General features: G+C 62.5%; 22 protein-coding genes. 12 read left to right on the top strand and 10 right to left on the bottom strand.

Annotated elements, in window-relative coordinates; translation table 11 throughout:
• Positions 1–24: 24 nt before the first annotated feature.
• A complete protein-coding gene (locus ACGTNG_RS02610; protein WP_394575307.1) occupies positions 25–507 on the top strand; it encodes a methylenetetrahydrofolate reductase C-terminal domain-containing protein in 483 nt (160 codons plus the stop codon).
• Complete coding sequence (locus tag ACGTNG_RS02605) at positions 504–1,547, top strand: methylenetetrahydrofolate reductase (RefSeq protein WP_394575305.1); 1,044 nt, start codon at positions 504–506, stop codon at positions 1,545–1,547. The genes ACGTNG_RS02610 and ACGTNG_RS02605 overlap by 4 nt, the downstream gene beginning before the upstream one ends.
• A gap of 294 nt (positions 1,548–1,841) precedes the next feature.
• Here the strand turns inward: ACGTNG_RS02605 and ACGTNG_RS02600 are convergent, their stop codons facing one another.
• The 5 genes from ACGTNG_RS02600 to ACGTNG_RS02580 all read right to left on the bottom strand — a co-directional run bounded on the left by ACGTNG_RS02600 (position 1,842) and on the right by ACGTNG_RS02580 (position 7,442).
• Positions 1,842–3,533 carry a BCCT family transporter gene (locus tag ACGTNG_RS02600; protein WP_394575304.1) on the bottom strand — a complete coding sequence of 564 codons (1,692 nt, stop codon included), beginning with the start codon at positions 3,531–3,533 and terminating at the stop codon, positions 1,842–1,844.
• A gap of 137 nt (positions 3,534–3,670) precedes the next feature.
• A complete protein-coding gene (gene folD / locus ACGTNG_RS02595; protein ID WP_394575303.1) occupies positions 3,671–4,531 on the bottom strand; it encodes a bifunctional methylenetetrahydrofolate dehydrogenase/methenyltetrahydrofolate cyclohydrolase FolD in 861 nt (286 codons plus the stop codon).
• A gap of 14 nt (positions 4,532–4,545) precedes the next feature.
• A complete protein-coding gene (gene purU, locus ACGTNG_RS02590; protein WP_444875016.1) occupies positions 4,546–5,535 on the bottom strand; it encodes a formyltetrahydrofolate deformylase in 990 nt (329 codons plus the stop codon).
• Between the two features lie 27 nt (positions 5,536–5,562).
• Positions 5,563–6,027 (bottom strand): methylenetetrahydrofolate reductase C-terminal domain-containing protein, encoded by a 465-nt coding sequence (locus ACGTNG_RS02585; protein ID WP_394575301.1) that lies wholly within the window; start codon positions 6,025–6,027, stop codon positions 5,563–5,565.
• 245 nt (positions 6,028–6,272) lie between these two features.
• Positions 6,273–7,442: a glycine cleavage T C-terminal barrel domain-containing protein gene (locus tag ACGTNG_RS02580; RefSeq protein ID WP_394575300.1), complete on the bottom strand. Its 1,170-nt coding sequence runs from the start codon at positions 7,440–7,442 to the stop codon at positions 6,273–6,275.
• Positions 7,443–7,959: 517 nt separating this feature from the next.
• Here ACGTNG_RS02580 and ACGTNG_RS02575 point away from each other — a divergent pair.
• Positions 7,960–8,889: a LysR family transcriptional regulator gene (locus tag ACGTNG_RS02575; protein ID WP_394575299.1), complete on the top strand. Its 930-nt coding sequence runs from the start codon at positions 7,960–7,962 to the stop codon at positions 8,887–8,889.
• Positions 8,890–9,081: 192 nt separating this feature from the next.
• Here ACGTNG_RS02575 and ACGTNG_RS02570 read toward each other — a convergent pair whose 3' ends face one another.
• Positions 9,082–10,239: a DcaP family trimeric outer membrane transporter gene (locus ACGTNG_RS02570; protein ID WP_394575298.1), complete on the bottom strand. Its 1,158-nt coding sequence runs from the start codon at positions 10,237–10,239 to the stop codon at positions 9,082–9,084.
• 423 nt (positions 10,240–10,662) lie between these two features.
• On the opposite strand from ACGTNG_RS02570, the gene ACGTNG_RS02565 reads away from it, so the two are divergent.
• The 4 genes from ACGTNG_RS02565 (at position 10,663) to ACGTNG_RS02550 (ending at position 14,422) form a co-directional block, all read left to right on the top strand.
• The gene (locus ACGTNG_RS02565; protein ID WP_394575296.1) at positions 10,663–11,373 is read left to right on the top strand and encodes an IclR family transcriptional regulator; all 711 of its coding nucleotides are present in this window, start codon (positions 10,663–10,665) and stop codon (positions 11,371–11,373) included.
• Positions 11,373–12,320 carry a formimidoylglutamase gene (hutG, locus tag ACGTNG_RS02560; protein WP_394575295.1) on the top strand — a complete coding sequence of 316 codons (948 nt, stop codon included), beginning with the start codon at positions 11,373–11,375 and terminating at the stop codon, positions 12,318–12,320. The genes ACGTNG_RS02565 and hutG overlap by 1 nt, the downstream gene beginning before the upstream one ends.
• Positions 12,321–12,404: 84 nt before the next feature.
• Positions 12,405–13,610, top strand: a complete 1,206-nt coding sequence (gene gltS / locus ACGTNG_RS02555; RefSeq protein WP_394575294.1) for a sodium/glutamate symporter — start codon at positions 12,405–12,407, stop codon at positions 13,608–13,610.
• Positions 13,611–14,053: 443 nt separating this feature from the next.
• Positions 14,054–14,422: a hypothetical protein gene (locus ACGTNG_RS02550; protein WP_394575293.1), complete on the top strand. Its 369-nt coding sequence runs from the start codon at positions 14,054–14,056 to the stop codon at positions 14,420–14,422.
• A gap of 99 nt (positions 14,423–14,521) precedes the next feature.
• Here ACGTNG_RS02550 and ACGTNG_RS02545 read toward each other — a convergent pair whose 3' ends face one another.
• A complete protein-coding gene (locus tag ACGTNG_RS02545) occupies positions 14,522–14,809 on the bottom strand; it encodes a sll1863 family stress response protein (RefSeq protein WP_089851317.1) in 288 nt (95 codons plus the stop codon).
• 189 nt (positions 14,810–14,998) lie between these two features.
• Between ACGTNG_RS02545 and ACGTNG_RS02540 the strand changes: the two genes are divergently transcribed.
• The 5 genes from ACGTNG_RS02540 to ACGTNG_RS02520 are packed head-to-tail and all read left to right on the top strand — an operon-like array spanning position 14,999 to position 16,875.
• Positions 14,999–15,334 carry a DUF427 domain-containing protein gene (locus tag ACGTNG_RS02540; RefSeq protein WP_394575292.1) on the top strand — a complete coding sequence of 112 codons (336 nt, stop codon included), beginning with the start codon at positions 14,999–15,001 and terminating at the stop codon, positions 15,332–15,334.
• Positions 15,335–15,356: 22 nt separating this feature from the next.
• A complete protein-coding gene (locus ACGTNG_RS02535; protein WP_394575291.1) occupies positions 15,357–15,920 on the top strand; it encodes a DUF6624 domain-containing protein in 564 nt (187 codons plus the stop codon).
• A gap of 12 nt (positions 15,921–15,932) precedes the next feature.
• A complete protein-coding gene (locus tag ACGTNG_RS02530; RefSeq protein WP_394575290.1) occupies positions 15,933–16,076 on the top strand; it encodes a hypothetical protein in 144 nt (47 codons plus the stop codon).
• Entirely contained in the window at positions 16,064–16,246 is a 183-nt protein-coding gene (locus tag ACGTNG_RS02525) for a DUF427 domain-containing protein (protein WP_394575289.1), read from the top strand. The genes ACGTNG_RS02530 and ACGTNG_RS02525 overlap by 13 nt, the downstream gene beginning before the upstream one ends.
• A gap of 35 nt (positions 16,247–16,281) precedes the next feature.
• Entirely contained in the window at positions 16,282–16,875 is a 594-nt protein-coding gene (locus tag ACGTNG_RS02520; protein ID WP_394575288.1) for a hypothetical protein, read from the top strand.
• Here the strand turns inward: ACGTNG_RS02520 and ACGTNG_RS02515 are convergent.
• The 3 genes from ACGTNG_RS02515 to ACGTNG_RS02505 form a co-directional block, all read right to left on the bottom strand.
• A complete protein-coding gene (locus ACGTNG_RS02515; RefSeq protein WP_394575287.1) occupies positions 16,856–17,575 on the bottom strand; it encodes a biosynthetic peptidoglycan transglycosylase in 720 nt (239 codons plus the stop codon). The genes ACGTNG_RS02520 and ACGTNG_RS02515 overlap by 20 nt on opposite strands.
• A gap of 209 nt (positions 17,576–17,784) precedes the next feature.
• Positions 17,785–18,801, bottom strand: a complete 1,017-nt coding sequence (locus ACGTNG_RS02510; RefSeq protein WP_394575286.1) for a TauD/TfdA dioxygenase family protein — start codon at positions 18,799–18,801, stop codon at positions 17,785–17,787.
• A 177-nt stretch (positions 18,802–18,978) separates the two neighbouring features.
• On the bottom strand, positions 18,979–21,162 hold the full coding sequence (locus ACGTNG_RS02505) for a heavy metal translocating P-type ATPase (protein WP_394575285.1): 2,184 nt from the start codon (positions 21,160–21,162) through the stop codon (positions 18,979–18,981).
• Positions 21,163–21,179 lie beyond the last annotated feature (17 nt).

Raw genomic sequence — 21,179 nt, 5'->3', positions numbered from 1 at the left:
CTCTCAACGAAAAAGGACAAGGTCATGTACAGGATGCGTCGCTGGGTGGTTCGCCACTCCCGAGCCTTCGAGACGATCTACCGGTGCTTCGAGCCGTTGCTGGTCAGGCTCGATCCCGTGTGGAGGCGATTGGGGCACGAGCGCATCGAGACGCCGGTGAAGGTCGTGGAAAAGGCCGTCAAGGGAGCGCTGTTCGACTGCCAGATGTGCGGTCAGTGCATTCTCTCCGACACCGGCATGTCCTGTCCCATGAACTGCCCCAAGTCACTGCGCAACGGGCCCTGCGGCGGGGTGCGTGCCAACGGGCACTGCGAGGTGAAGCCCGACATGATGTGCGTCTGGGTCGATGCCTGGGAAGGAAGTCGTCGCATGAAGGATGGCGATCGCATCCACGCTGTCCAGTTGCCGGTCGACCATCGCCTCAAGGGAACGTCAGCCTGGCTGCGCCAGGTTCGCCAGAAGAACGGTAGTGCCTCTTCCACCGCCAAGAGCGAGACAACAAGATGAAATTCGATGACGAGCCCGTACCGGGCTACTCCCTGCCGATCCTGCCCGGCCATGTTTCTCCCGGGCGGCTGGAGCGGGTGCTGCGGGCGGGCAAGTTCGCCATTACCAGCGAGATCGACCCGCCGGACTCTGCCGATCCGGCTGAGGTGCTCAAGCGGGCGGCCATCTTCGATGGCTACGTCGATGCCATCAACGCCACGGATGGCTCCGGCGCCAACTGCCACATGTCCAGCGTCGGCGTCTGCTCGCTGCTGACCCGGGTCGGCTATGCCACCATCCTGCAGATCTCGTGCCGTGACCGAAACCGCATCGCCATCCAGGGCGAGATCCTCGGTGGGGCGGCCATGGGCGCCTGCAACCTGCTGTGTCTGACCGGTGACGGCGTGCAGGCCGGTGACCATCCCCAGGCCAAGCCGGTGTTCGACCTCGACTCCATGTCGCTGCTCGAGCTCGCCCGAACGATGCGCGACGAGCAGCGCTTCCAGAGCGGTCGGCGCATCGAGACGCCGCCGCGGATCTTCCTCGGTGCCGCCGAGAACCCCTTCGTGCCGCCGCTGGACTGGCGTCCCCATCGCCTGGCCAAGAAGGTGGCGGCCGGGGCTCAGTTCATCCAGACCCAGTACTGCTTCGATATCGAGCGGCTGCGCGAATTCATGCTCAAGGTGAACGACCTCGGTCTGCTGGAAGGCCCCGACCGCGTCTTCATCCTGCCCGGGATCGGGCCGCTGGCCTCGGCACGCAGCGCGCGCTGGATCCGCGACAACGTGCCCGGCGTGCACATCCCCGACGCGGTGATCGCGCGTCTCGAGGGGGCCCAGAACCAGAAGGAGGAGGGCAAGCAGCTGTGCATGGACCTGCTTAACGAGATCCGCGAGATTCCCGGCGTCAGCGGTGCCCACATCATGGCCTACCGCCAGGAACACACCGTGGCCGAGATCATCGAGGCCACCGGCGTGCTCGAGGGCCGCGTGCCCTGGTACCCGGGACGCGACAATCCGAAAGAGCTCAACCCCGAATCCTCCGAGGCGCTGCCGAGCTAGGGGGGGCAGCGCGGGCTGGTCAAGGAAACGCTGGCGACCTGCCAGCGTTTTCGTTTCGGCGGGTACTGATCGCTGACGCTTTCCCCCCTTCCACCCGGCACATACGCCGGTCGGCGATAGCCAGGGGGAGATGCTCCCGGGCCGGCCTGCCCCGGGGTGCCCGATCCGCCCGAGCGCTTCACCACAGCTGGCGCCACGTCGGGGAGGGCACTTCAGCAGAGCCAGCAGAGCAAGCAGAGCGGAAACGACGACGCCCCCATCCGGGGGCGTCGTCGTCGGGCGGAAGGCCTCGTGTCAGGCCGCGCTCGCGAGCCTCAGGGCGCGATGCTCCTCGCACAGGCCCTTGACCATGCCATAGCACGCCACCAGCAAGACGAAGGTGAAGGGCAGGGCGGTAACGATCACCGCCGTCGCCAGCGCATTCAAGCCGCCACCCAACAGCAGGGCGATGGCGATGGCACCTTCGATGAGGGCCCAGAAGACACGCTGTGGCTTGGGCGCATCGATCTTGCCGCCGGCCGTGATGGAGTCGATCACCAGCGAGCCGGAGTCGGAGGACGTGACGAAGAACACGATCACCAGCACGATGCCGATGAAGGAGGTGATCTGGGATAGAGGCAACTGGCTGAACACCTCGAACATCTGCAGTTCAAGGGCCGCGTCCATGGCGCCCTGGTAGTTGTCGGTGATCACCTGGTCGATGGCTGTGCCACCCAAGGCGCTCATCCACAGCACCGTGATAATCGACGGCACCAGCAGCACGGCGATCAGGAATTCACGGACAGTGCGGCCTCGGCTGACCCGGGCGATGAACATGCTGACAAACGGTGCCCAGGAGACCCACCAGGCCCAGTAAAAGGTAGTCCAGCCCTGGCTGAAGTTGGCGTCCTCACGGCCGAAGGGCATGGAAAGCGCCGGCAGGTTGACCAGGTAGTTGCCCAGGTTCTCGAAGAAGCCGGTGGCGATCAGCAGGGTCGGGCCCACGGCGATCACGAAGGCCAGCAGCAGGAAGGCCAACACCATATTGAGCTGGGAGAGTCGCTGCACCCCCTTCTCGACGCCGGCGACGACCGATATCAACGCTACCAGGGAGATGCCGATGATCAGCACCACCATGGTGACATTGGTGTTGGGGATGCCGAACAGGAACTCCAAGCCCGCGGCGGCCTGAGTGGCGCCGAGGCCGAGCGACGTGGCCAGGCCGAAGAGGGTGGCGAATACTGCCAGAATGTCGATAGCGTGGCCTGGCCAGCCCCAGATGCGCTCCCCAAGGACCGGGTAGAAAACCGAGCGCATGGTCAGCGGCAGGCCCTTGTTAAAAGCGAACAGCGCCAGGGCCAGGGCCACCACGGCATAGACTCCCCAGGCATGCAGGCCCCAGTGGAAGATAGAGGCGGACAGACTCAGCGAGGCGGCGGCGGCCGGGTCACCCGCAGCGGCGCCCAGTGGTGCCCAGTCGGTGCGCACCCCGTTTTCCACGCTGATGCCGCCCATGGCGCTGCCGTAGTGGGTCAGCGGCTCGGAGATCCCGTAGAACATCAGGCCGATGCCCATGCCCGCGGCGAACAGCATGGAAAACCAGCCGATATAACTGAATTCCGGCTTGGCATGGGCACCGCCTAACCTGACCCGACCCATGGGCGTGAAGATCAGCACGAACGCGAGCAGCAAGAAGATGTTAGCCGCCAGCAAAAAGAACCAGGACAGGTTCACGGTCAGTAAGGTGAAGCCGGCATTGAAGATCGGTTCCACGTAGTCCTGCAGCGCCAGCGTGATGATCACGAAAGCCAGGACTGTCAGCGAGGAGATGGAGAAGACCTTGCCATGTATGTCGACGCTGATACCGAACTTGGTGGTCGCGAAGTTGTCTTGTCCTATTACGTGAGCGGTTTTGATGAGGTTCGCCGGCCCATCTGGTGCCTGGATGCCCCGGGAGCCGCCGGCTTCCGGTTGCTGGCTACTGTCTTCGTTGGGATTATTATTCACTTTATATTTCCCTTTCAGTTTGTCGGTAGTTGAGCGGGCGTGCGTGCGTTAGTTAGCACCGGTGGGCCTGACCAGAAAGATCGAGGCCTTGGTGCGGGTCGCCACCTTCTTGATGAGAGCGACGGCAGGTCTAACGGTCAGGCCAACTGATGTCTTGCTGCACGTGTCGTGTTCAACAGGAGGCAGGCGATCGTCATAGGGCCCACGCCACCGGGCACCGGTGTAATGGCGCCGGCGACCTTAGCGACCGATTCGAACGCCACATCACCTACGAGCTTTCTCTTGCCATCGACGTCCCTGGCATTGATACCGACATCAATAACCGTGGCACCGGGCTTGACCCAGTCCGCATTGATGAACTCTGGCTTGCCGATGGCGGCGACCAGAATATCAGCCTGGCGGCACAGTGATTCGATGTGTTGCGTGCGTGAATGCACGATCGTGACAGTACAGTTGGCCTGCAAGAGCAGTGCCGCCATCGGTTTGCCCACGATATTGGAACGTCCGACCACCACCGCATGCTTGCCGCTAAGATCCGGATGGACCTGACGCAGCATGATCATGCAACCCTGTGGCGTGCAGGGGACTAGCGATGGACGCCCTGACGCCAGTGCCCCGACATTGAGTGGATGAAACCCATCGACATCTTTCGCCGGATGGATGGACGATATCACCTCATCCTCGTTGAGGTGCGAGGGTAGTGGCAGCTGTACCAGAATGCCGTGTACCTCAGGATCATTGTTCAGCGAATCGATCAGTTCATTGAGGTCACGCTGGGTGGTTTCGGCATCGAGGCGGTGCTCGATAGAGCCCATCCCCGCCTCCTTCGCCCGCATCACCTTGTTTCTCACATACACCTGGCTGGCGGGGTCCTCTCCCACCAGCACGACAGCCAGAGTCGGCTTGATGCCATGCTCGGCCCGGATTGACTCGACTTCAGAGGCCACTTCTTGCAGCACCTGAGCCGAAATCTGCTTTCCGTCTATTAAATGAGCCATGATGACCTCTGTTGCTATTTGAAGATAATGGTCTTGTTGCCCGAAATTAACACACGGCTTTCTACATGCAGTTTAACGGCGGATGCCAGTGCCTTCGTTTCGGTATCCCGGCCAAGGGAAACCAGCTCATCGGGGTAGTAGGCGTGACTGACCGGCAAGACGGACTGCTCGATGATCGGGCCTTCGTCAAGATCGCCGGTCACGTAGTGCGCCGTGGCGCCGATCAGCTTGACACCACGCTCATATGCCTGGTGATAAGGCTTGGCCCCTTTGAAGCCGGGCAGGAAGGAGTGATGGATATTGATGGCCCGGCCGTGCAGATGCTTACAGAGATCATCAGACAGGATCTGCATATAACGAGCCAGCACCACCAGGTCGGTTCCGGTCTCGTTGATGATGTCGAGCAGCTCGGCTTCCTTCTCCGCCTTGGTTTCTGGCGTCACCGGCAGATAAATGAAGCGAAAGCCTTCGCGTTCGACGATCGATTGAAGATCCTGGTGGTTGGATACGATCGCGGTAATGTCGATGTTCAGCTCGCCCTTGTTATACCGGTAAAGAAGATCGACCAGGCAGTGGTCGAACTTGGATACCATGATCAGGACTCTTGTCGGGGTGCTGACTTCATGCATGGTCCACTTGATGCCATGCTTTTCGGCCAGGACATTGAAGCCGCTGCGTATGTCTTCGAAGGTATGCTTGGATTCCGTGGTGATGTTGAACAAGGTTCTTAAGAAGAACTGATCGGTGATCTTGTCATCGAATTGGGAGAGCTCAGCAATATAGCCGCCACGCTCTGTCAGGTAGGATGCGATTCCAGCCACGATGCCAGATGCAGTCTTGCAGTTGACGGTGAGCACATACTGGTTGGAGTAGTCCACGATTTTTCTCATGCCAGAAAGCCTTTTATGTGTTGATGCTTGTTTGTTGACTCGCCAGATGACAGGTTTCAATCTTTCATCTTGTTCGATGTTGTAGAGTGGACGGCCTGGCGGATTACCCACCATGGCGATCTCGATCCACGGAATTGAAGCTTACTTATGTTCTTGTTTTAGCTCCGTCGCGGCCCGTGCCACACGCAGCCAGGACGAGCTTCCCTTCAGGCTGTGATCCACCGGCAGTTGCACCGCATGGATCTGTCCGCCGCCTTTCATTTTCTGACTACCATCCCAGGCTTCGACCCAGACACAACGCATCTCGGGTTGAACTTCACAATTTCCATTCTGGCGTACACCACCACAAGGGCCATTGCGCAGAGACTTGGGGCAGTTCATGGGACAAGACATCCCGGTGGAGCTGAGGATGCACTGACCACACATCTTGCAATCAAACAGCAGCCCCTTGCTGAACTTTTCCACCATGCCTACCGGCTTTTCTGCGCGCTGGTAACCAATCGACTTCCAAATAGGCTGCAACTTGACGATCACCGGTTCGAACGTTCGATAGATGCGCTCGAAGATTCTCGCGTGCCGCACGGCCCAATGACGAATGGGGTACATATGCCTCTCCTTTCACGGCACCACCACTGTGGCGACAGTTATTGATCCCTGATCCGTGAGTTGCTTTTAAACTTTTCAGCATCAACAATAAAAACTTATTCTTGCCCGGGTGGTGCGTTTGTATTCGGGCAGTATGTTGATGAAGTTTGTCTGGACCTCTCACGGATGCAGGTGCGTTTCAATACAATCGTTATCCCTGGGTCGCCACGATACTTTCTGGCAGTGATCGAGAAATGATCCTTACTTCAAGAAGCAATGGCTTTTTGCTTTTTGGGGTCGAAGAATGGCTTTTCGACAACAATGGCCTGCACGGAGCCGGATTCGGTAGGGATTTCTAGTGTGGTGCCAATTTCTGAAAGTTCAGTAGCCACCATGGCCAGGGCAATGTTCTGCTCAAGACGCGGCGAGTAGACCGCAGACGTCACCTTTCCGACGGTCTTGCCATCTTTTGTCAGCGGCCAGAACCTGGTGTTCGGCTTCTTGAGGGGGGCCATGTCAATACGCAGGCCGACTTCCTTGCGGCTCACGCCATTTTCACGAATGCGCTTTAATGCGGCTTTACCGATAAAGTCAGCATCCATGTCCAGGTTTACCAGACGGTCCATTCCAATTTCGTAAGGGTTGGTGTTGATGTCCGCATCAGCGTGATAGGAGAGCATCCCACCTTCAATGCGGCGAATCGTAGAGGTGTGACCAGGCTTTAGCCCGAAGGGCTCACCTGCCGCCATGATCTTTTCCCAGAGTTCATCCCCTCGCGTGCCATCTTGCAGATAAAGTTCATAGCCAAGCTCGCTCGACCAACCGGTACGCGAGACAATCAGCGGAATGCCGTCAAGTTCAAGCTCGCGCAACCAGTAGTAGCGAAGATCCATGATGCTCTCGCCGAAGAGCTTCTTCATCACTTCGCCAGATTTCGGGCCCTGGAGTTGCAACGGGGAAACATCGGGTTCGCCAATGCTGACATCCATCCCGGCATGAACCGCAACGCCTTGCGCCCACAGCAGGATGTCGGTATCAGCCAGCGAGATCCAGAAATGATTTTCTGCCAGCCGCAACAGGATCGGGTCGTTGAGAATGCCACCGTCCTGGTTGGTGATCAGGATGTACTTGCACTGTCCGACCGCCATTTCCGACAAGTCACGCGGGGTCAGGCTCTGCATGAACTTTGCGGCATCCGGCCCCGTGATTTCGACCTGACGTTCGGCGGCGACATCGCAAAGGATCGCATCATTCACGAGATTCCAGAAGTTCTGTACGGGATCGCCGAAGTCACGTGGGATATACATGTGGTTGTATACCGAAAACCCTTTCGCGCCCCACCGGACGGTGGCGTCAAAGTAGGGAGACTTTCGGATCTGGGTCCCGAATCCAAACTCATCATCTTTTTCAATGTTGATGGGGGCATTGGTTGTCATTCTTATGTACCTTTGAATAGGAAGTTGAACAGGGTGCTTTAACTCACTGACTCGGCACGCTCAATATAGACGCGCATGGCATCACAAAGCGGCCTAAAGCATCGGTTGCAGCAGACGAAACGGACCAACTTTTCACCGGAGACGGACCTTTTGGTTCTTCGCCCCTCCGCAGAGGGAGTGTGACCCCGTATCCGGCCCGCAGAGTGGAGCAGCACGCGTCTTGGCAGCGAGCCGTGCGGAGCGTGTCGATCAGCCGCTGCCGGGGGAATGCCGGTCGCTTTGAGCCTTCGAGGCAGCTCCTCTTCGGCCGGCCAACAACTCCCCGAGCAGGAGAGCCCGGAGATTTTCGCTGCTGAAGCAGTCAGAACCAGGCTTTTCGCCTGACTGGGTAGGTGATGAGGGGGTGGGGCAGCCGTTTGGTCGCGGTCTGGTGTTTATAACGGCAGTGTTTATAGTGACCGTTACGCGCGTCACTCGGAAGTGCCAGTGGCCCACCGCCAACTTGCGAGCACTGTTCATGTTACGACTCCCGTCCCTGATCTCACTGTCCTATTTCGAGGTCGCCGCGCGAACCAAGAGCTTCGCTGCGGCTGCCAAGGAACTCAACGTCACTCCGGCGGCGATCAGCCACCAGATCAAGGCACTCGAGGAGTATCTCGGGGTGCCGCTCTTCGTCCGCCATCACCGGCGCGTCAGCCTGACCCCGGCCGCGCGTGCGGCCCTGCCGGAACTGCATGAGGGATTTCAGACCCTGAGTAGCGCGGTAGACAAGATTCGCTCCTACGGCGAAGAGCGCCTGATCGTCACCGTATGCTCCGAACCCCTATTCGCGACGAAGTGGATCGTACCGCGGTTGCACCGCTTCTACGCCATTTGCCCGGAGGCTGAAGTGCGCTTGCAGGCCAGCCTGCACACGGTGGACCGAGCCCGTGATAGCGTCTTCGGGGTGAGCGAGCTCAAGCGCTCCGGGATCGACGTCTCCGTTCGCCTCGGCTATGGAAACTACGCGGAGATCACGCCGCAACGGCTGATGGGACTAGAACTGGTGCCCATGTGCGCCCCCGATTTGGCCACCACCGTGACCGACATCGACACCCTTCGCCAACAGCCGTTGCTGTGTGACAGCACCCTGACCCGCTTCGACGAGCCCTGCGGTTGGAAAGAGTGGTTCAAGCAACAGGCTTGTGAGGTCGGAGTCTTCCGGGAACTGCGCTTCGGGAACGGCCTGCTGGCCCAGGAGGCCGCCGTAGCCGGCCAGGGCATTCTGCTTGGCAGTCGGGACCTCCACCAGGCGGAGCTGAATGCCGGCAAGCTGAAGGTGGTGTGTGATAGGCCACTGAACTGTGAACAGGCGTACTACGTGGTGAGTACGGGCACAGGCCAAGAGCGATCGATCGCCGCACAGTTTCGTGAATGGTTGCTGGATGAGGCGAACAAGCCGGCGTGAGTGCCATCGCGACGTGCTCTTCTCGACGTTAGCCACAGGCCCCAGTTGAGGCTTCCAGGCACCGGAAGTATCGATATGGTTCACAGAAAAGTGCCCCGGCCATGGGCCGGGGCAAAGATCGAGTGTTGAAGCGTCGTCTTGTCGGTAGTGCCGCAATGAGGGGGAAAGCGAGTCGCGATCCCCTTTCCAGCCTTAGAAGGTGTACTGGGCGCTGACCTGCAGGCGGTTGGCATCGCCGTCGTCGCCGTTGTACTCGTCTACCTTGGCGTGCTGGTACTCCACGCCGTACATGATCCGCTCCGAGGCCTGATAGCGCAGGTTGGCATGCACGCTCATGGTGCTGTCCCGGAAGCCCGCGTCCTGAGCGGCCACCTCGTCATCGGCGTCGCCGCTGCTGTAGCCCACGGCGAGCAGACCATTGAGCTTGCCGGAGAGCGGCACGTCGACGAAGCCCATGGCGTCCATCTGGGCGACGGTCTCGATGTTGCCGTTGGCGTCGACATAGCCGTTCTGGAAGGGCGATGCCGAGTTGAAGAGGTAGCGGTTGGCGCCTTCGGTGTAGCCGAGGTTGCCACCGACCCTGGCGCTGCCGAGCTGGGTAGAGGCCGCGAGCATGACGCCATAGCCGGTCTCGGAGTCGTCGCTGATGCCGTCGTCGGTCTCGAGCTGGGTGACGACGCCCGACAGGGAGTAGGACAGTGGGCCGGCACTGCCCTTGTACTTGGCCGTCAGGTCGGGCAGCGGATCGTTGTCATCGGTGGTGCCGGCAATCGAGGATTCCGGGTTCTCCAGGGCCACGGAGAAACCGCCGGTGGTGTAACGCAGCTGCGCCTGGCGGTTGAAGATGTAGCCGGCCGGTCCATTGAAGTCCAGAGTCGGCGGCAGGGCGACCAGCGGCATGAAGTTCGACCAGGTCTGGCCGGCCAGGATGCCGTTCCAGGAGCCATAGGCGTGACGCAGGCGCAGCTGGGTGGAGTTGCTGACGGTCTCGGTGAAGCCGGAGTCGGGGTTGCCGGAGAAGAAGTCGGCTTCGACGCGGGTCTTGAGCTCGCTGCCCTGGACCTCGCTGGAGGTATTCAGCCAGAAGCGGGTCTGGCGGGCATGAAAGCGGGTGCTGCCTTCGACTTCATCGTCTTCGTCGGCGCCGGTATTCACCGCGCCGACGTTCATGGCATCGCCGAGGTCTTCGTTGACGTTGTAGATCATGTCCAGCTTGGTGTAACCACCCAGCGAGACGGTGACGCCTTCGATCGGCGTCAAATCGACGGCGTGGGAGGCACTGGCCACGGCCAGGGCCAGGACGCCGGTGGTGGAGAGAGCGAACCGCTTGATCTGATTGTACTGGGTCACTTGGGATTCCTTGTTTGCTTGGTCCGTTCCCTGCGGGTGCGGACCGGATGTTGTTATTGTTTCGCTGACGCGCGACTGATTGACGCTTACGTCAACGTAAGAATCTAGAGAAGCCGACATAGTATGACAATCCTAATGTCTGCATTTGCGACAAAAGGTGGAGTCGCCGGCTGGAACCCAGGCATTGGCACGGTGTCCTCGAGCGCGGGCCGACCGGCCAGCGATCCTTCTCGCCACGCTTAACCCGCTGATCTGCCTTCTGACCCCCCCCCCGCTCGATGTCTCCCTCGAGGGTATTTGCGTGGCCGAGCCGCCGCGGGCCTACAACCAAAGTATAGGGTGTGCCATTATCATTAATTGATAACCGTTTTTTGGAATGCCGGTTTTTTTGCGTATCGTTTATCAAAATATGAGGTGAGAGCCATGGGTCCTTCCGATCGAATGCTGGCGCTGCTGTGCTGTCTGGCCAACCAGGGCACGCCGATGACGGTGAAGTCGCTGGCCGAACTGACCAGCCAGCCGGTCTCGACCGCCTATCGGCACCTTCGCCAGCTGTTGGCCTGGGGCATGGTCAGCGAGCGCGAGGGCGGGACCTACGCGCCGGGCCCCCAGGCGGTGCGCCTGCAGCAGGGCTTCGAGCAGCGCAACGACCTGCTGCAGTGGGCGCGGCCGGTGCTCACGGAGCTGACCGACATCACCCAGGAGAGCTCGGCGCTGCTGATGGCGGTGCGCGATCACGCCCTCTGCGTGGAGATGATCGACAGCCCCCAGCCGCTGCGCTGCTGCTATCACCGCGGCCAGGTGCAGCCGCTGCTCAGGGGCGCCAGCGCCCGGGCGCTGCTTGCCTTCATGAGCGACGAGGAGCGTGAGATGGCCCTGACGCTGCGCACCGAGGCCGAGCGCGACGAGGCCCTGGCCGGGCTCGAGACGATCCGCGCCGAGGGCGTCGCGGTCAGCCTGGGCGAGATCGATCAGGGGGTCTGGGGGGCGAGCGCCCCGGTCTTCAGCGCCCGAGGCCGTCTCAAGGCGGTGATCAGCGTCATGGCGCCGGAGTCCCGCACCCGGCAGCGAACCGCGTGGCTCGCCGAACAGACCCGCAACAGTGCACAGCGATTGGGAGAACTCCTGGAGTGATGGAACAGAGTGGAAACGAGGCGAGCCTCGCGCCGTGGCAGGGCCGCGTCGACAGCGAAGAGAGCGGCAACTCGCGGCGCTGGCACCAGGTCGTGAGGCCCGTGACCGAGGCCGAGCGCCCCGGGCGGGCGCTGGTCGGCTTCTGTTCCGACACTGGCGTGGCGCGCAACAAGGGCCGCGTGGGCGCCAGCGAAGGCCCCCTGGCGCTGCGTCGCCAGCTCGCCAACCTCGCCTACCACCTCGAGGCGCCGCTCTATGACGCCGGCGACGTGGTCTGCCAGGGCGATGCCCTGGAAGCGGCCCAGCAGGCCTTCGCCGAGCGGGTGACCGGCCTGCTCGACCAGGGCCATCGGGTGATCGGCCTGGGCGGCGGCCACGAGATCGCCTTCGCCAGCTTCTCGGGGCTCTTCGAGCACGCCCGCCGGCAGGCGCGCCCGCCGCGTATCGGCATCCTCAACCTGGACGCGCACCTCGACCTGCGCCAGGCCGAGCGGGCCAGCTCTGGCACCCCGTTTCGCCAGTGCGCCGAGCTCTGCGAGCGCGAGGGCATCGAGTTCCGCTACACCTGCCTGGGCGTCAGCCAGACCGGCAATACCGAAGCGCTGTTCCAGCGTGCCGAGGCGCTGGGTGTCGAGTGGGTGCTGGACGACGCCTGCCGCTCCATCGCGAGCCCCGAGGTCAAGGGCGCGCTGGACCGCCTGCTGGCCCGGGTCGACATGGTCTACCTGACGATCTGCCTGGACACCCTGCCCGGCTGGATCGCCCCCGGCGTCAGCGCCCCCGCGGCCCGGGGCATCGAACTCGCCTTCGTCGAGGACGTCATCGACTACCTGGCGGCACGCACCGAGCTTCCGATGGTCGACGTGGCCGAACTCAATCCGCGCCTGGACACCGAGTCGCGCACCGCCCGCGTCGCGGCGCGCCTGGTGGAGCGGCTCGCCCGCTGATGGCTCTTTCCTGATCCAAACCGCTGCACTGCGGCAACAACCAACCGGACCGCCACCTGGCGGCAGTAAGAACGGAGCATCGCCATGCACTTCTCCCTGGATGCCGTGACCACCACGGCACTGGCCCTGCTATTGCTCGCGCTCGGGGCCGGCCTCAAGCGCCGGCTCAAGTGGCTGGAACATTTCTGCGTCCCCACACCGGTGGTTGGCGGCTTCGGCTTCGCCCTGCTGGCCTGGCTGCTGCGCGACCTGGGACTCGTGACCTTCGAGCTCGACACCGCGATGCAGAGCCCGCTGATGATCGCCTTCTTCACCACCGTGGGCCTCGGCGGCAGCCTGGCGCTGCTCAAGAAGGGCGGCAAGGCGCTCGGCGTCTACCTGGTGGCCTGCTGGCTGCTTGCGCTGATGCAGAACGGCGTGGGCATCGGTATGGCGAGCCTCTTGGGCCTCGACCCGCTGATCGGCCTGATGGCCGGCGCTACCTCGCTGGAGGGCGGCTTCGGCGCCGCGGCGGCCTTCGGCCCCGAGGCGGAAGCGCTGGGCGTGCAGGGCGCCACCACCGCGGCCATCGCCTCGGCCACCTTCGGCATGATCATCGGCGGCGTGATCGGCGCGCCCATCGCCCGCTGGATCATCGATCGTCGCCAGATCCCGGTGGTCGCCGAGGACGTGCATGACCTCGAGAAGCTCACCGCCGAGGAGCGCCCGACCGTGGCGAGCATCGACGGCCGGGTGCTGCTGCGGGTGCTGGCGATCGTCGTGCCGATCATGGTGCTTGGCCTGTGGTTCAAGGCGAGCCTGGCGACCCATCTCGGCATCATCCTGCCGAGCTACGTGGGCGCCATGTTCGTGGCCATCCTGCTGCGCAACCTCAACGACCGCTTCGAGTGGGTCAGCATGCCCGACAACGCGCTCTCAAGCGTCGGCGACGTGGCGCTGGGCGTCTTCCTGACCATGGCCATGATGAACCTCAAGATCTGGCAGCTGCAGGAGATGGGCGGCTCACTACTGTTGATCCTGCTGGTGCAGACGCTGGCGATCGTGGTGCTCGGCGTGTTCGTGCTGTTCCGCCTGCTCGGCCGCAACTACGACGCCGCCGTGCTCACCGCGGGCTTCATCGGTCATGGCCTCGGTGCCACGCCGAACGCCGTGGCCAACATGAGCGCCGTGTGCGAGCACTACCGCGTGGTCTCCCACAAGGCCTTCATCATCGTGCCGCTGTGTGGTGCCGTGCTGATCGACATCGTCGCCATTCCGGCCATCACCTGGTGCCTCAACGCCTTCGCCTGAGTGATGCCTGGGTAGATGCCTCGGTCACATCCGAGGCATCGCGACGGAGGCTTCTCGACGCCAGCCTGGTCCTGCCAGGCTGGCGTCTTGCCTTGCTCGGCACCGCATCGGCCTGCGAATTCGCTCTGCCGTGAAGCGGGTTTTTCGCGCCTTTTACGCGTTTTTTCGCTCCCGTCGTCGACAGGCTCGCCGCGCCGATTATGCTTTTGATAGGGCTCTCTTTCCGGCGTGTCGCCCCCAGCCGACCTTGCCATGCCGGCGACTGAGGCAGGGCATTAGCCCGGCACCGAGTGGCGTCATGATCGTGCTTTAAAGGGGCGACAATGTAGGGCGCAACGAGGCTGAGAGAGGCCCTGACCGGGAGATAAAGGGGCTGATCTATCTAGGGCACTGGGGACTATCGAGGGAGCTGACCCGTCGATAACCGAGTGGAGGATGAGGCCATGAACGCAGCAGAACATCTTAACGCCTACGCCGAAGGCTGGACCCACGGCGATGCCGACATGATCCTGAAGGCCACCGCGAAGGATTTCACCTTCGATGACCCAAACGTCGGCGTCGTGACCAGAGAGGCGCTGTCGGACTATCTCGTCGGTCTCAAGGAGACCATCGCCTCGCAGCACGAGGGGCGAGTGCCGGAACCCATGCTATCGCTGACCGAGCTGCTCACCCGCGAGGAAGAAGGTCGGCTCACCGCGTCATGCTGGTGGACCGTGCCGGGCACGGCCATCGAAGGCGCCGGGCTGATCAAGGTGGACGCCGACGGCGTGCACTCCGAGGTGATCACCTATCACGCCAAGCCCGGCGGTTGAGGGGCACGCCGCACCGGGGCAAACGACGCGCCCGGCTCGGATCGAGTGATCCAAGCCGGGCGTCATTGGTTGGGATCCGGGTCGATGACCGATTGCCGATTACTTGAAGCGCGAACGCGCCTTCTCGATGGCGTCGCTCAGCGATTCCCAGGCGCGCTCCGCGCCGGCGCGAATGTCGTCCCAGGCCTCGTCGCCGGAGTGGCGCAGCTCCTCGAGCTTCTTGCGCATCTCCTCGCGGCGGGCCTCGAGCCGGTCGATCTCTTCCTCCCGGTCGATGCGCGCATCGGCATCGGCGCTCCGGGCGCGGGCCTTCAGCTTCTCCACTTCGGCCTGCAGTTCGTCCAGCTTGGCGCGCAGCTTCTGCTCGTAGGCGTCTCGATTGCTCATCAGGTGCTCCTTCCGATGTGAGGGCGGGTCCCCCCTGAGGATAGCCCGCTGTCGGGGTGTCACCCCATGAACTGCGAGCGACGTCGTGGCATATCAAGGGCCCCGGTGGCTTTCCTCTTGGCCGCGCGCCCGCCCGGGACTGACGATGTTACGCTGCCGATAGACGAGACACCGCCACAGGGAGCGCGCATGAACGATACGTCAGAGCCCCGCATCACGCTGCACCCTCACGCCCGCCGGGTACGGGTCGTCATCGACGATACCCTGCTGGCCGATACCACCCGCGCCATCGAGCTGCGCGAAACCGGCTACCCGCCGCGCCAGTACCTGCCCCGGGACGACGTGCGCATGGACCTGCTGACGCCCACCGAAACCATGACCCACTGCCCGTTCAAGGGTGACGCCAGCTACTTCTCCTTAGGCGAGCACGAGGACGTGGCCTGGAGCTACGAGAACCCGCTCGCGAGCATTCGGGAGATCGAGGGCAGGGTGGTGTTCTACCGGGGCGTCTATGTCGATGAGTGATCAGCCGCCCGTGGATCGGCCCATGGCCGATGAACTGGTCGCGATGATGGCCGACGACCAGTATTTGTTGCAGCGGCTCTTCGAGGCCGGCGAGCTGCCCTCGGCGTCGTACCATCCCCGCATGAAGGCCCTGCACGAGCGCAACGCCGCACGCCTGAAGGCGATCATTGGTCGCCACGGCTGGCCCGGCCGCTCGCTCGTCGGTGAGGAGGCGGCCAAGGCGGCCTGGCTCATCGCCCAGCATGCCGTCTCGGATCTTCCTTTCATGACCGAGTGCATCGGCCATCTGGAAGCCGCCGTCGCCCGGGGAGAGGCCCCGGGGTGGCAGCTGGCCTTCCTGCAGGACCGGGTGCGCACGCTTTCCAGCGAGCCGCAGGTCTACGGCACCCAGTTCGACGTCGATGACGGCGGCTGGCCGACGCCGTTTCCCGTCGAGGCGCCCGAGACGGTCAATGCGCGACGGGCCGCCCTGGGCATGAACTTCCTTGAGGAGCGCCTCGCGCAGATGATCGAGCGGGAGCGCCGTCGCCGCGCGCCTCGCGACCAGGCCCCTCAGGCCTCATCGGACCCCGACGAGAAGCGGTAGCCGAGCAGGCGCATGGCATTCAGCGTCACCAGCAAAGTGACGCCGGTGGCCGCCATCATCCCGCTCGCCGACACTACCCGCGCCATCGAACTGCGCGAACCGGCTACCCGCCGCGCCAGTACCTGCCCCGGGACGACGTGCGCATGGAGCTGCTGACGCCCACCGAGACCATGACCCACAGCCCGTTCAAGGGCGATGCCGGCTACTTCTCCTTCGGCGAGCACAATGATGTAGCTGGAGTTATGAGCAGTCATTGGAAGGCATGGAGCAGATTGAAAGAAATCTGGCTTTTTATGTTGTTGGTTGACTTTTATGAGAGGTTTTGATTAATTTTAGTTTTTGGTTGCCTTGAGTTTTTGTTATGAGCTTCTTTCTTAGTGTTTTTTTTGCTGTTTCTGCTGCATGCTTTGCAGCATGGTTTCAAAATAGATCTTGGAAGAAAAGGGAAGATGTAAGGTTCGAGGAGAGAGAGCGGGATTCTGCTCTAAAAATAGTCTCTGAGTTCTCAGAGCTTTCTTCGAAAAGGCTTTATAGGCAAAAAAGATATTTGTGGGCAGTTTCTGGGGGGGATGAGGATGTTGAGTGTAAGGACAAGGCTGAGTATAGGAAAGTCCTTCTTGAATGGAATGATCGATTGAGAAGCATACTTGTTAGCTTGGGGTATTCTTTTGGTGATGATGAGGTTGCTTATGTTGAGAGAACGATTCAAGCAAAGTTTGTGGATGCTAATAGATTGATTAATCTACTGTATGAGGGTGGTGGGGAAGTTTCAAAAACTGAGATTGATAGGCGGTTAGATGTTTTAGGGGCCGATCTGGTTGCTTTCAACAAAAAGCTGCTTAGGAGGGTTAGGGAAGATAATTTCTCCTCCCTTCCATTGAAAACAAAGGTTTGTTTTTCTAACAGAAAAAATCTTTCCTTTTCCTATTTGTTTTTTAGGCTTTTTGGTCTTTGATAAGGCTTTCTGAGTATGCTTTTCGTAACAGTACTCTACGGCTCCAATGTGGCGCGTGCTTAGCCTGCTGGGCGATAAATTCATCAACGTCATCTATTGGAAAATAATGGTTTGCATGAGAGTTTTTGATAACTTTTTTCGGTAGCGGGTAAACAAGAAGGCTAGCTATTAATGCCGATTGTGAGTTGTTGCATGATGCTGCGTCAACGTTGAAAAGCAGCTTTGCTGCAACGTCGCAATTGTTAAGATTGTATCCGAAGTATGCAGATCCTAAGTATGCCCTTAGGATGTCGTTCTTAGTGGATCTTTTTGAAAGAAGCCAAGATAAAATTATCTCATGTGACTTTCTTTCAAGTGTCCTTTCTCGCCTGTTTAGTACGGTTCTAACGTACTGCTGCTCTATTGTGCTCACTCCTCCTAGTCTTTTCCTTTTTAAAAATTGCTTTCCTATCCTAAGTAAGGATATGTAATCGATACCGTTGTGTTTATAAAACTTCCTGTCCTCAAGAGCTAAAACATGTCTTTCGAAATTTGTTGTTTCATCTGCCAGCTCTAGGCTGGTTGAGAATTTTTTTGATTTCATGTCATGTATGATGATGTCTAAGGCTAGATTGAAGTGTATCAGCCATCCCTTAAGATCTAATTTCGATGCTGGTCGTCCATTGAGGTCAATGGTTATGGTTTTTTTTGGATGTATCACTTTCTGGCCTTATATTTTTTTCTATTTTCCATGGTTTAATTTTGCATTATTGTTTTAGCATCTTTTAATCCAGTCATGCAATTAACATTCGGATTCTCGTTTTCATCGCCTCTAGCTGTTGGGCTTGCCCAGTCTCAATCAGGGTCAACGTGCCACGGGCGCGGTCGAGGTTGGCGTAGACCATCTTCCTCGCCAAAATCAGACCTTGATCAGTTCTGCATCGGCACGCCATCTGCCCACCGGAAGCCGATGCCGCCGCCCTTCCAGACGCCTTCGCCGAGCGGGTTAGGTCCCTGGATATCGACGTGCTGCGGCAGGCCGAAGCCGGGGGCGAGGTCCTGCACGCCGCGCACGGTGCTGCGGTGCATGATGCGCAGGCCCTGCTCCTCGGCGGGCAGGTGCGCCTCGGGGGCGGCGCGATGGGCCACGGCGAGGTTGTCGATGAAGACGCAGTCGTTCTCCTGGTACTCGAAGGCGGTGGCGTAGCCGTTGTCGAGCCCCGCATTCAACAGGTCGTTGTACTCGTGGCAGAGCCGCGTCAGCTCGTCCTCGTGCAGCAGCCGAAAGGCCTCCTCGTCGGGGAGCTTCTCGATCACCGCACCCGTCATGCCGAGGTGCAGCCACACGCACTCTCGCCCGGTGATGGGGTGCGCGTGCACCACCGGGTGCACCACGCCCGAGGCGGAGTTCACCGAGGCGAGACGGCGACAATACTCCTTGCGATCCTCGGGCAGGGCGTCGAAGGCCGCGCCCTGATGGGCGAAGTAGGTGCCGCCGCCTTTCTCGGCCGGGCGGATGATGTGGTAGCCCGAGTGCGAGAAGGTGTCCGCATTGAAGCTGCCGTCGTTGTGCCACTGCGGCCCCACGTCCTGGATGCCGTGGCGTCCGTCGTTCGAGAGGCGAAAGATATGCGGGTTGCCACCAGGGGTGGCCGGGTGCACGCCATGGGTGCTGTGCAGCTCGCGGCCGCCCCACCAGCAGCTCGCCCGCAGGAAGTCATCGGCGGCCAGCGGCGTGTCGTTCTTGAAGACGAGAAAGCCGCGACTCGCCATCTCCTGCTCCAGGGCGTCGCGCACCTCGGGCGGCGGCGCCTCCTCGGCGGAGAGGTCGATGCCCCGCACCTCGGCGCCCAGCGGCTCGAGCGGCGTGATGGTGGCGCCGAAGGCCTCGATGGCGGCGACGCGGGCGGGATCCAGGGGCGGAATCGTCGGGGAGCGGTGGGTCATGCGGGCCTCCCAGGGGCTGTGGCGATGGCATAGGCGATGCCAACGGAGGAGGGCGCCACCGGCCTCTAATGGGAGAGGGCAGCGCCGTCATCCGAGCACAGGATGAGTGTGCGGATCATGCTGACAGACACCCTACGGTATGCCAAACGCGCCCGGCGTGGGCCGGGCACGCGGCCGTCACGACGCGGTTGCGGCGGGCCGGGCCTCCGCCGGCGCGGGCCCCGGCGAGAAGCGATAGCCGAGCAGGCGCATGGCGTTGAGCGTCACCAGCACCGTGGCGCCGGTATCCGCCATCACCGCGATCCACATGCCGGTGATGCCGAGCGCCGTGGTGACCAGGAACACCGCCTTAAGGCCCAGCGCCAGGGCGACGTTGGTCTTGATGTTGCGCAGCGTGGCCCGGGAGAGGTCGATCAGCTCGGCGATGCCGCTCACGCGATCCTTGAGCAGCGCCGCATCCGCCGTCTCCAGCGCCACGTCGGTGCCGCCGCCCATGGCGATGCCCACCTCGGCGGTCGCCAGCGCCGGGGCGTCGTTGATGCCGTCGCCCACCTTGCCGATCGGCCCCTCGCCGGCGGCCTGCCACGCCCGCACGCGCTGGGCCTTCTCCTCGGGCATCAGCTCGCCGTGGGCCTCGATGCCCAGCTGCTCGCCGATGGCGGTGGCGGTGCGGGCGTTGTCGCCGCTGAGCATCACCGCCCGCACGCCGAGGCGCTCAAGCGCCGCCAGGCCGTGGCGGGCATCCTCGCGCGGCTCGTCGCGCACGGCGATCAGCCCCAGCGCCCGCTCGTCCTCGACCAGCACCGCCAGGCTCTTGCCGGCCTGCTCCAGATCGGCGATCCGCGCCTTGAGCTCGTCGGACAGAGTGACCCGTTCCGCCAAGTGGCGCGGGGTGATCAGCGACAGCGCTCGCTCTTCGACAAGCCCGGAGACCCCGCGACCGGCCTGGGCGCGGCTCTCGCTCGCCCGAGGCACCGCCAGCCCCTGCCGTTCGGCGTGGGCCAGGATGGCCACGGCGATGGGGTGGCTGGCTTCGCGCTCCAGGGCGGCGGCGAGGCGCAGGATCTCGCCCTCGTCGTGCCCGTCGGCCAGGGCCTCCACGTCGGTGACCTTGGGCGCGCCCGCGGTGAGCGTGCCGGTCTTGTCCAGTGCCACCAGCTTGAGCTTGCCGAGCTGCTCCAGCACCGCCCCGCCCTTGATCAGCAGGCCGCGCCGGGCGCCGGCCGAGAGCCCGGCGGCGATCGCCGCCGGGGTCGAGATCACCAGGGCGCAGGGGCAGGCGATCAGCAGCAGCGCCAGGGCGCGGTAGATTGCTTCCGACCACGCCATGCCCGCGACCAGCGGCGGCGCCACGGCCATCAGCAGGGCGAGCCCGATCACCGTCGGCATGTAGTAGCGCGCGAAGCGGTCGATGAAGCGGGCGACCGGCGCCTTGGCGGCCTGGGCCTCCTCGACCAGGCGGATGACCCGGGCGATGGTGTTGTCCTCGGCGCGCCGCGTCACCTCCACCTCCAGGGCGGCCTCCAGGTTCACGGTGCCGGCGAAGACGTCGTCGCCGGGCTCCCGCGCACGGGGCACCGACTCGCCGTTGATCGGCGACTCGTCCAGCTCGGACGCCCCGGCGAGGATGCGCCCGTCGCAGGGCACCCGGTCGCCGGGGCGGATCAGCACTCGCTGGCCTGGCGCGAGGGTGGCGGCCGGCACCTCGCGGGTGTCGTCGCCGTCCAGCAGTCGCGCCGTCGAGGGCGTGAGGTCCGCCAGCGCCGAGATGCTGCGCCGCGCTCGGGACGCGGCCACGCCCTCCAGCAGCTCGCCCACGGCGAACAGGAAGACCACCACCGCGGCCTCGGCGGCAGCATCGATGGCCAGCGCCCCCAGGGCGGCGACGCTCATCAGCATCTCGATGGTGAAGGGATTGCGCTGCTTCAGCGCGCCCCAGGCGCCCTGCACGATGGGCACCAGCCCCACCGCGGTGGCGGCGACGAAGGGCCACTGGCCGAGCGCCGGCCAGGCCAGGTGCAGCGCGAAGGCCAGGACGAGCAGGCCGCCGGTGACCAGCACCAGCCGCCCCTTGGCGGTGCGCCACCAGGGCGCCGGGGCGTCCGGCGCGGCCGCCTCCTCCTCGCTGACCAGGCGGTAACCGAGCTCATGAATCGTGCGCTCGATGGCGGCGCGGGAGGGCGCGGTGTGCTCGGGATGATGCAGCTTGACCGAGCCGGTGACCGAGCTGGCCGAGACCTCCGCGATGCCCTCCAGGCGACCCAGCGCCGACTCGACCTTGCGCTCGCAGCCGCCGCAGTCCATGCCCTCGACGCGCAGCGTCAGGGTCGCGGCGGTGGACGTGGATGCCGATGTGGCCATGGCGGGGCTCCTGTCGG

Source organism: Halomonas sp. B23F22_3 (genome assembly GCF_043496965.1).
Taxonomy (GTDB): domain Bacteria; phylum Pseudomonadota; class Gammaproteobacteria; order Pseudomonadales; family Halomonadaceae; genus Halomonas.
This window is presented reverse-complemented; position numbering and strand designations above follow the sequence as displayed.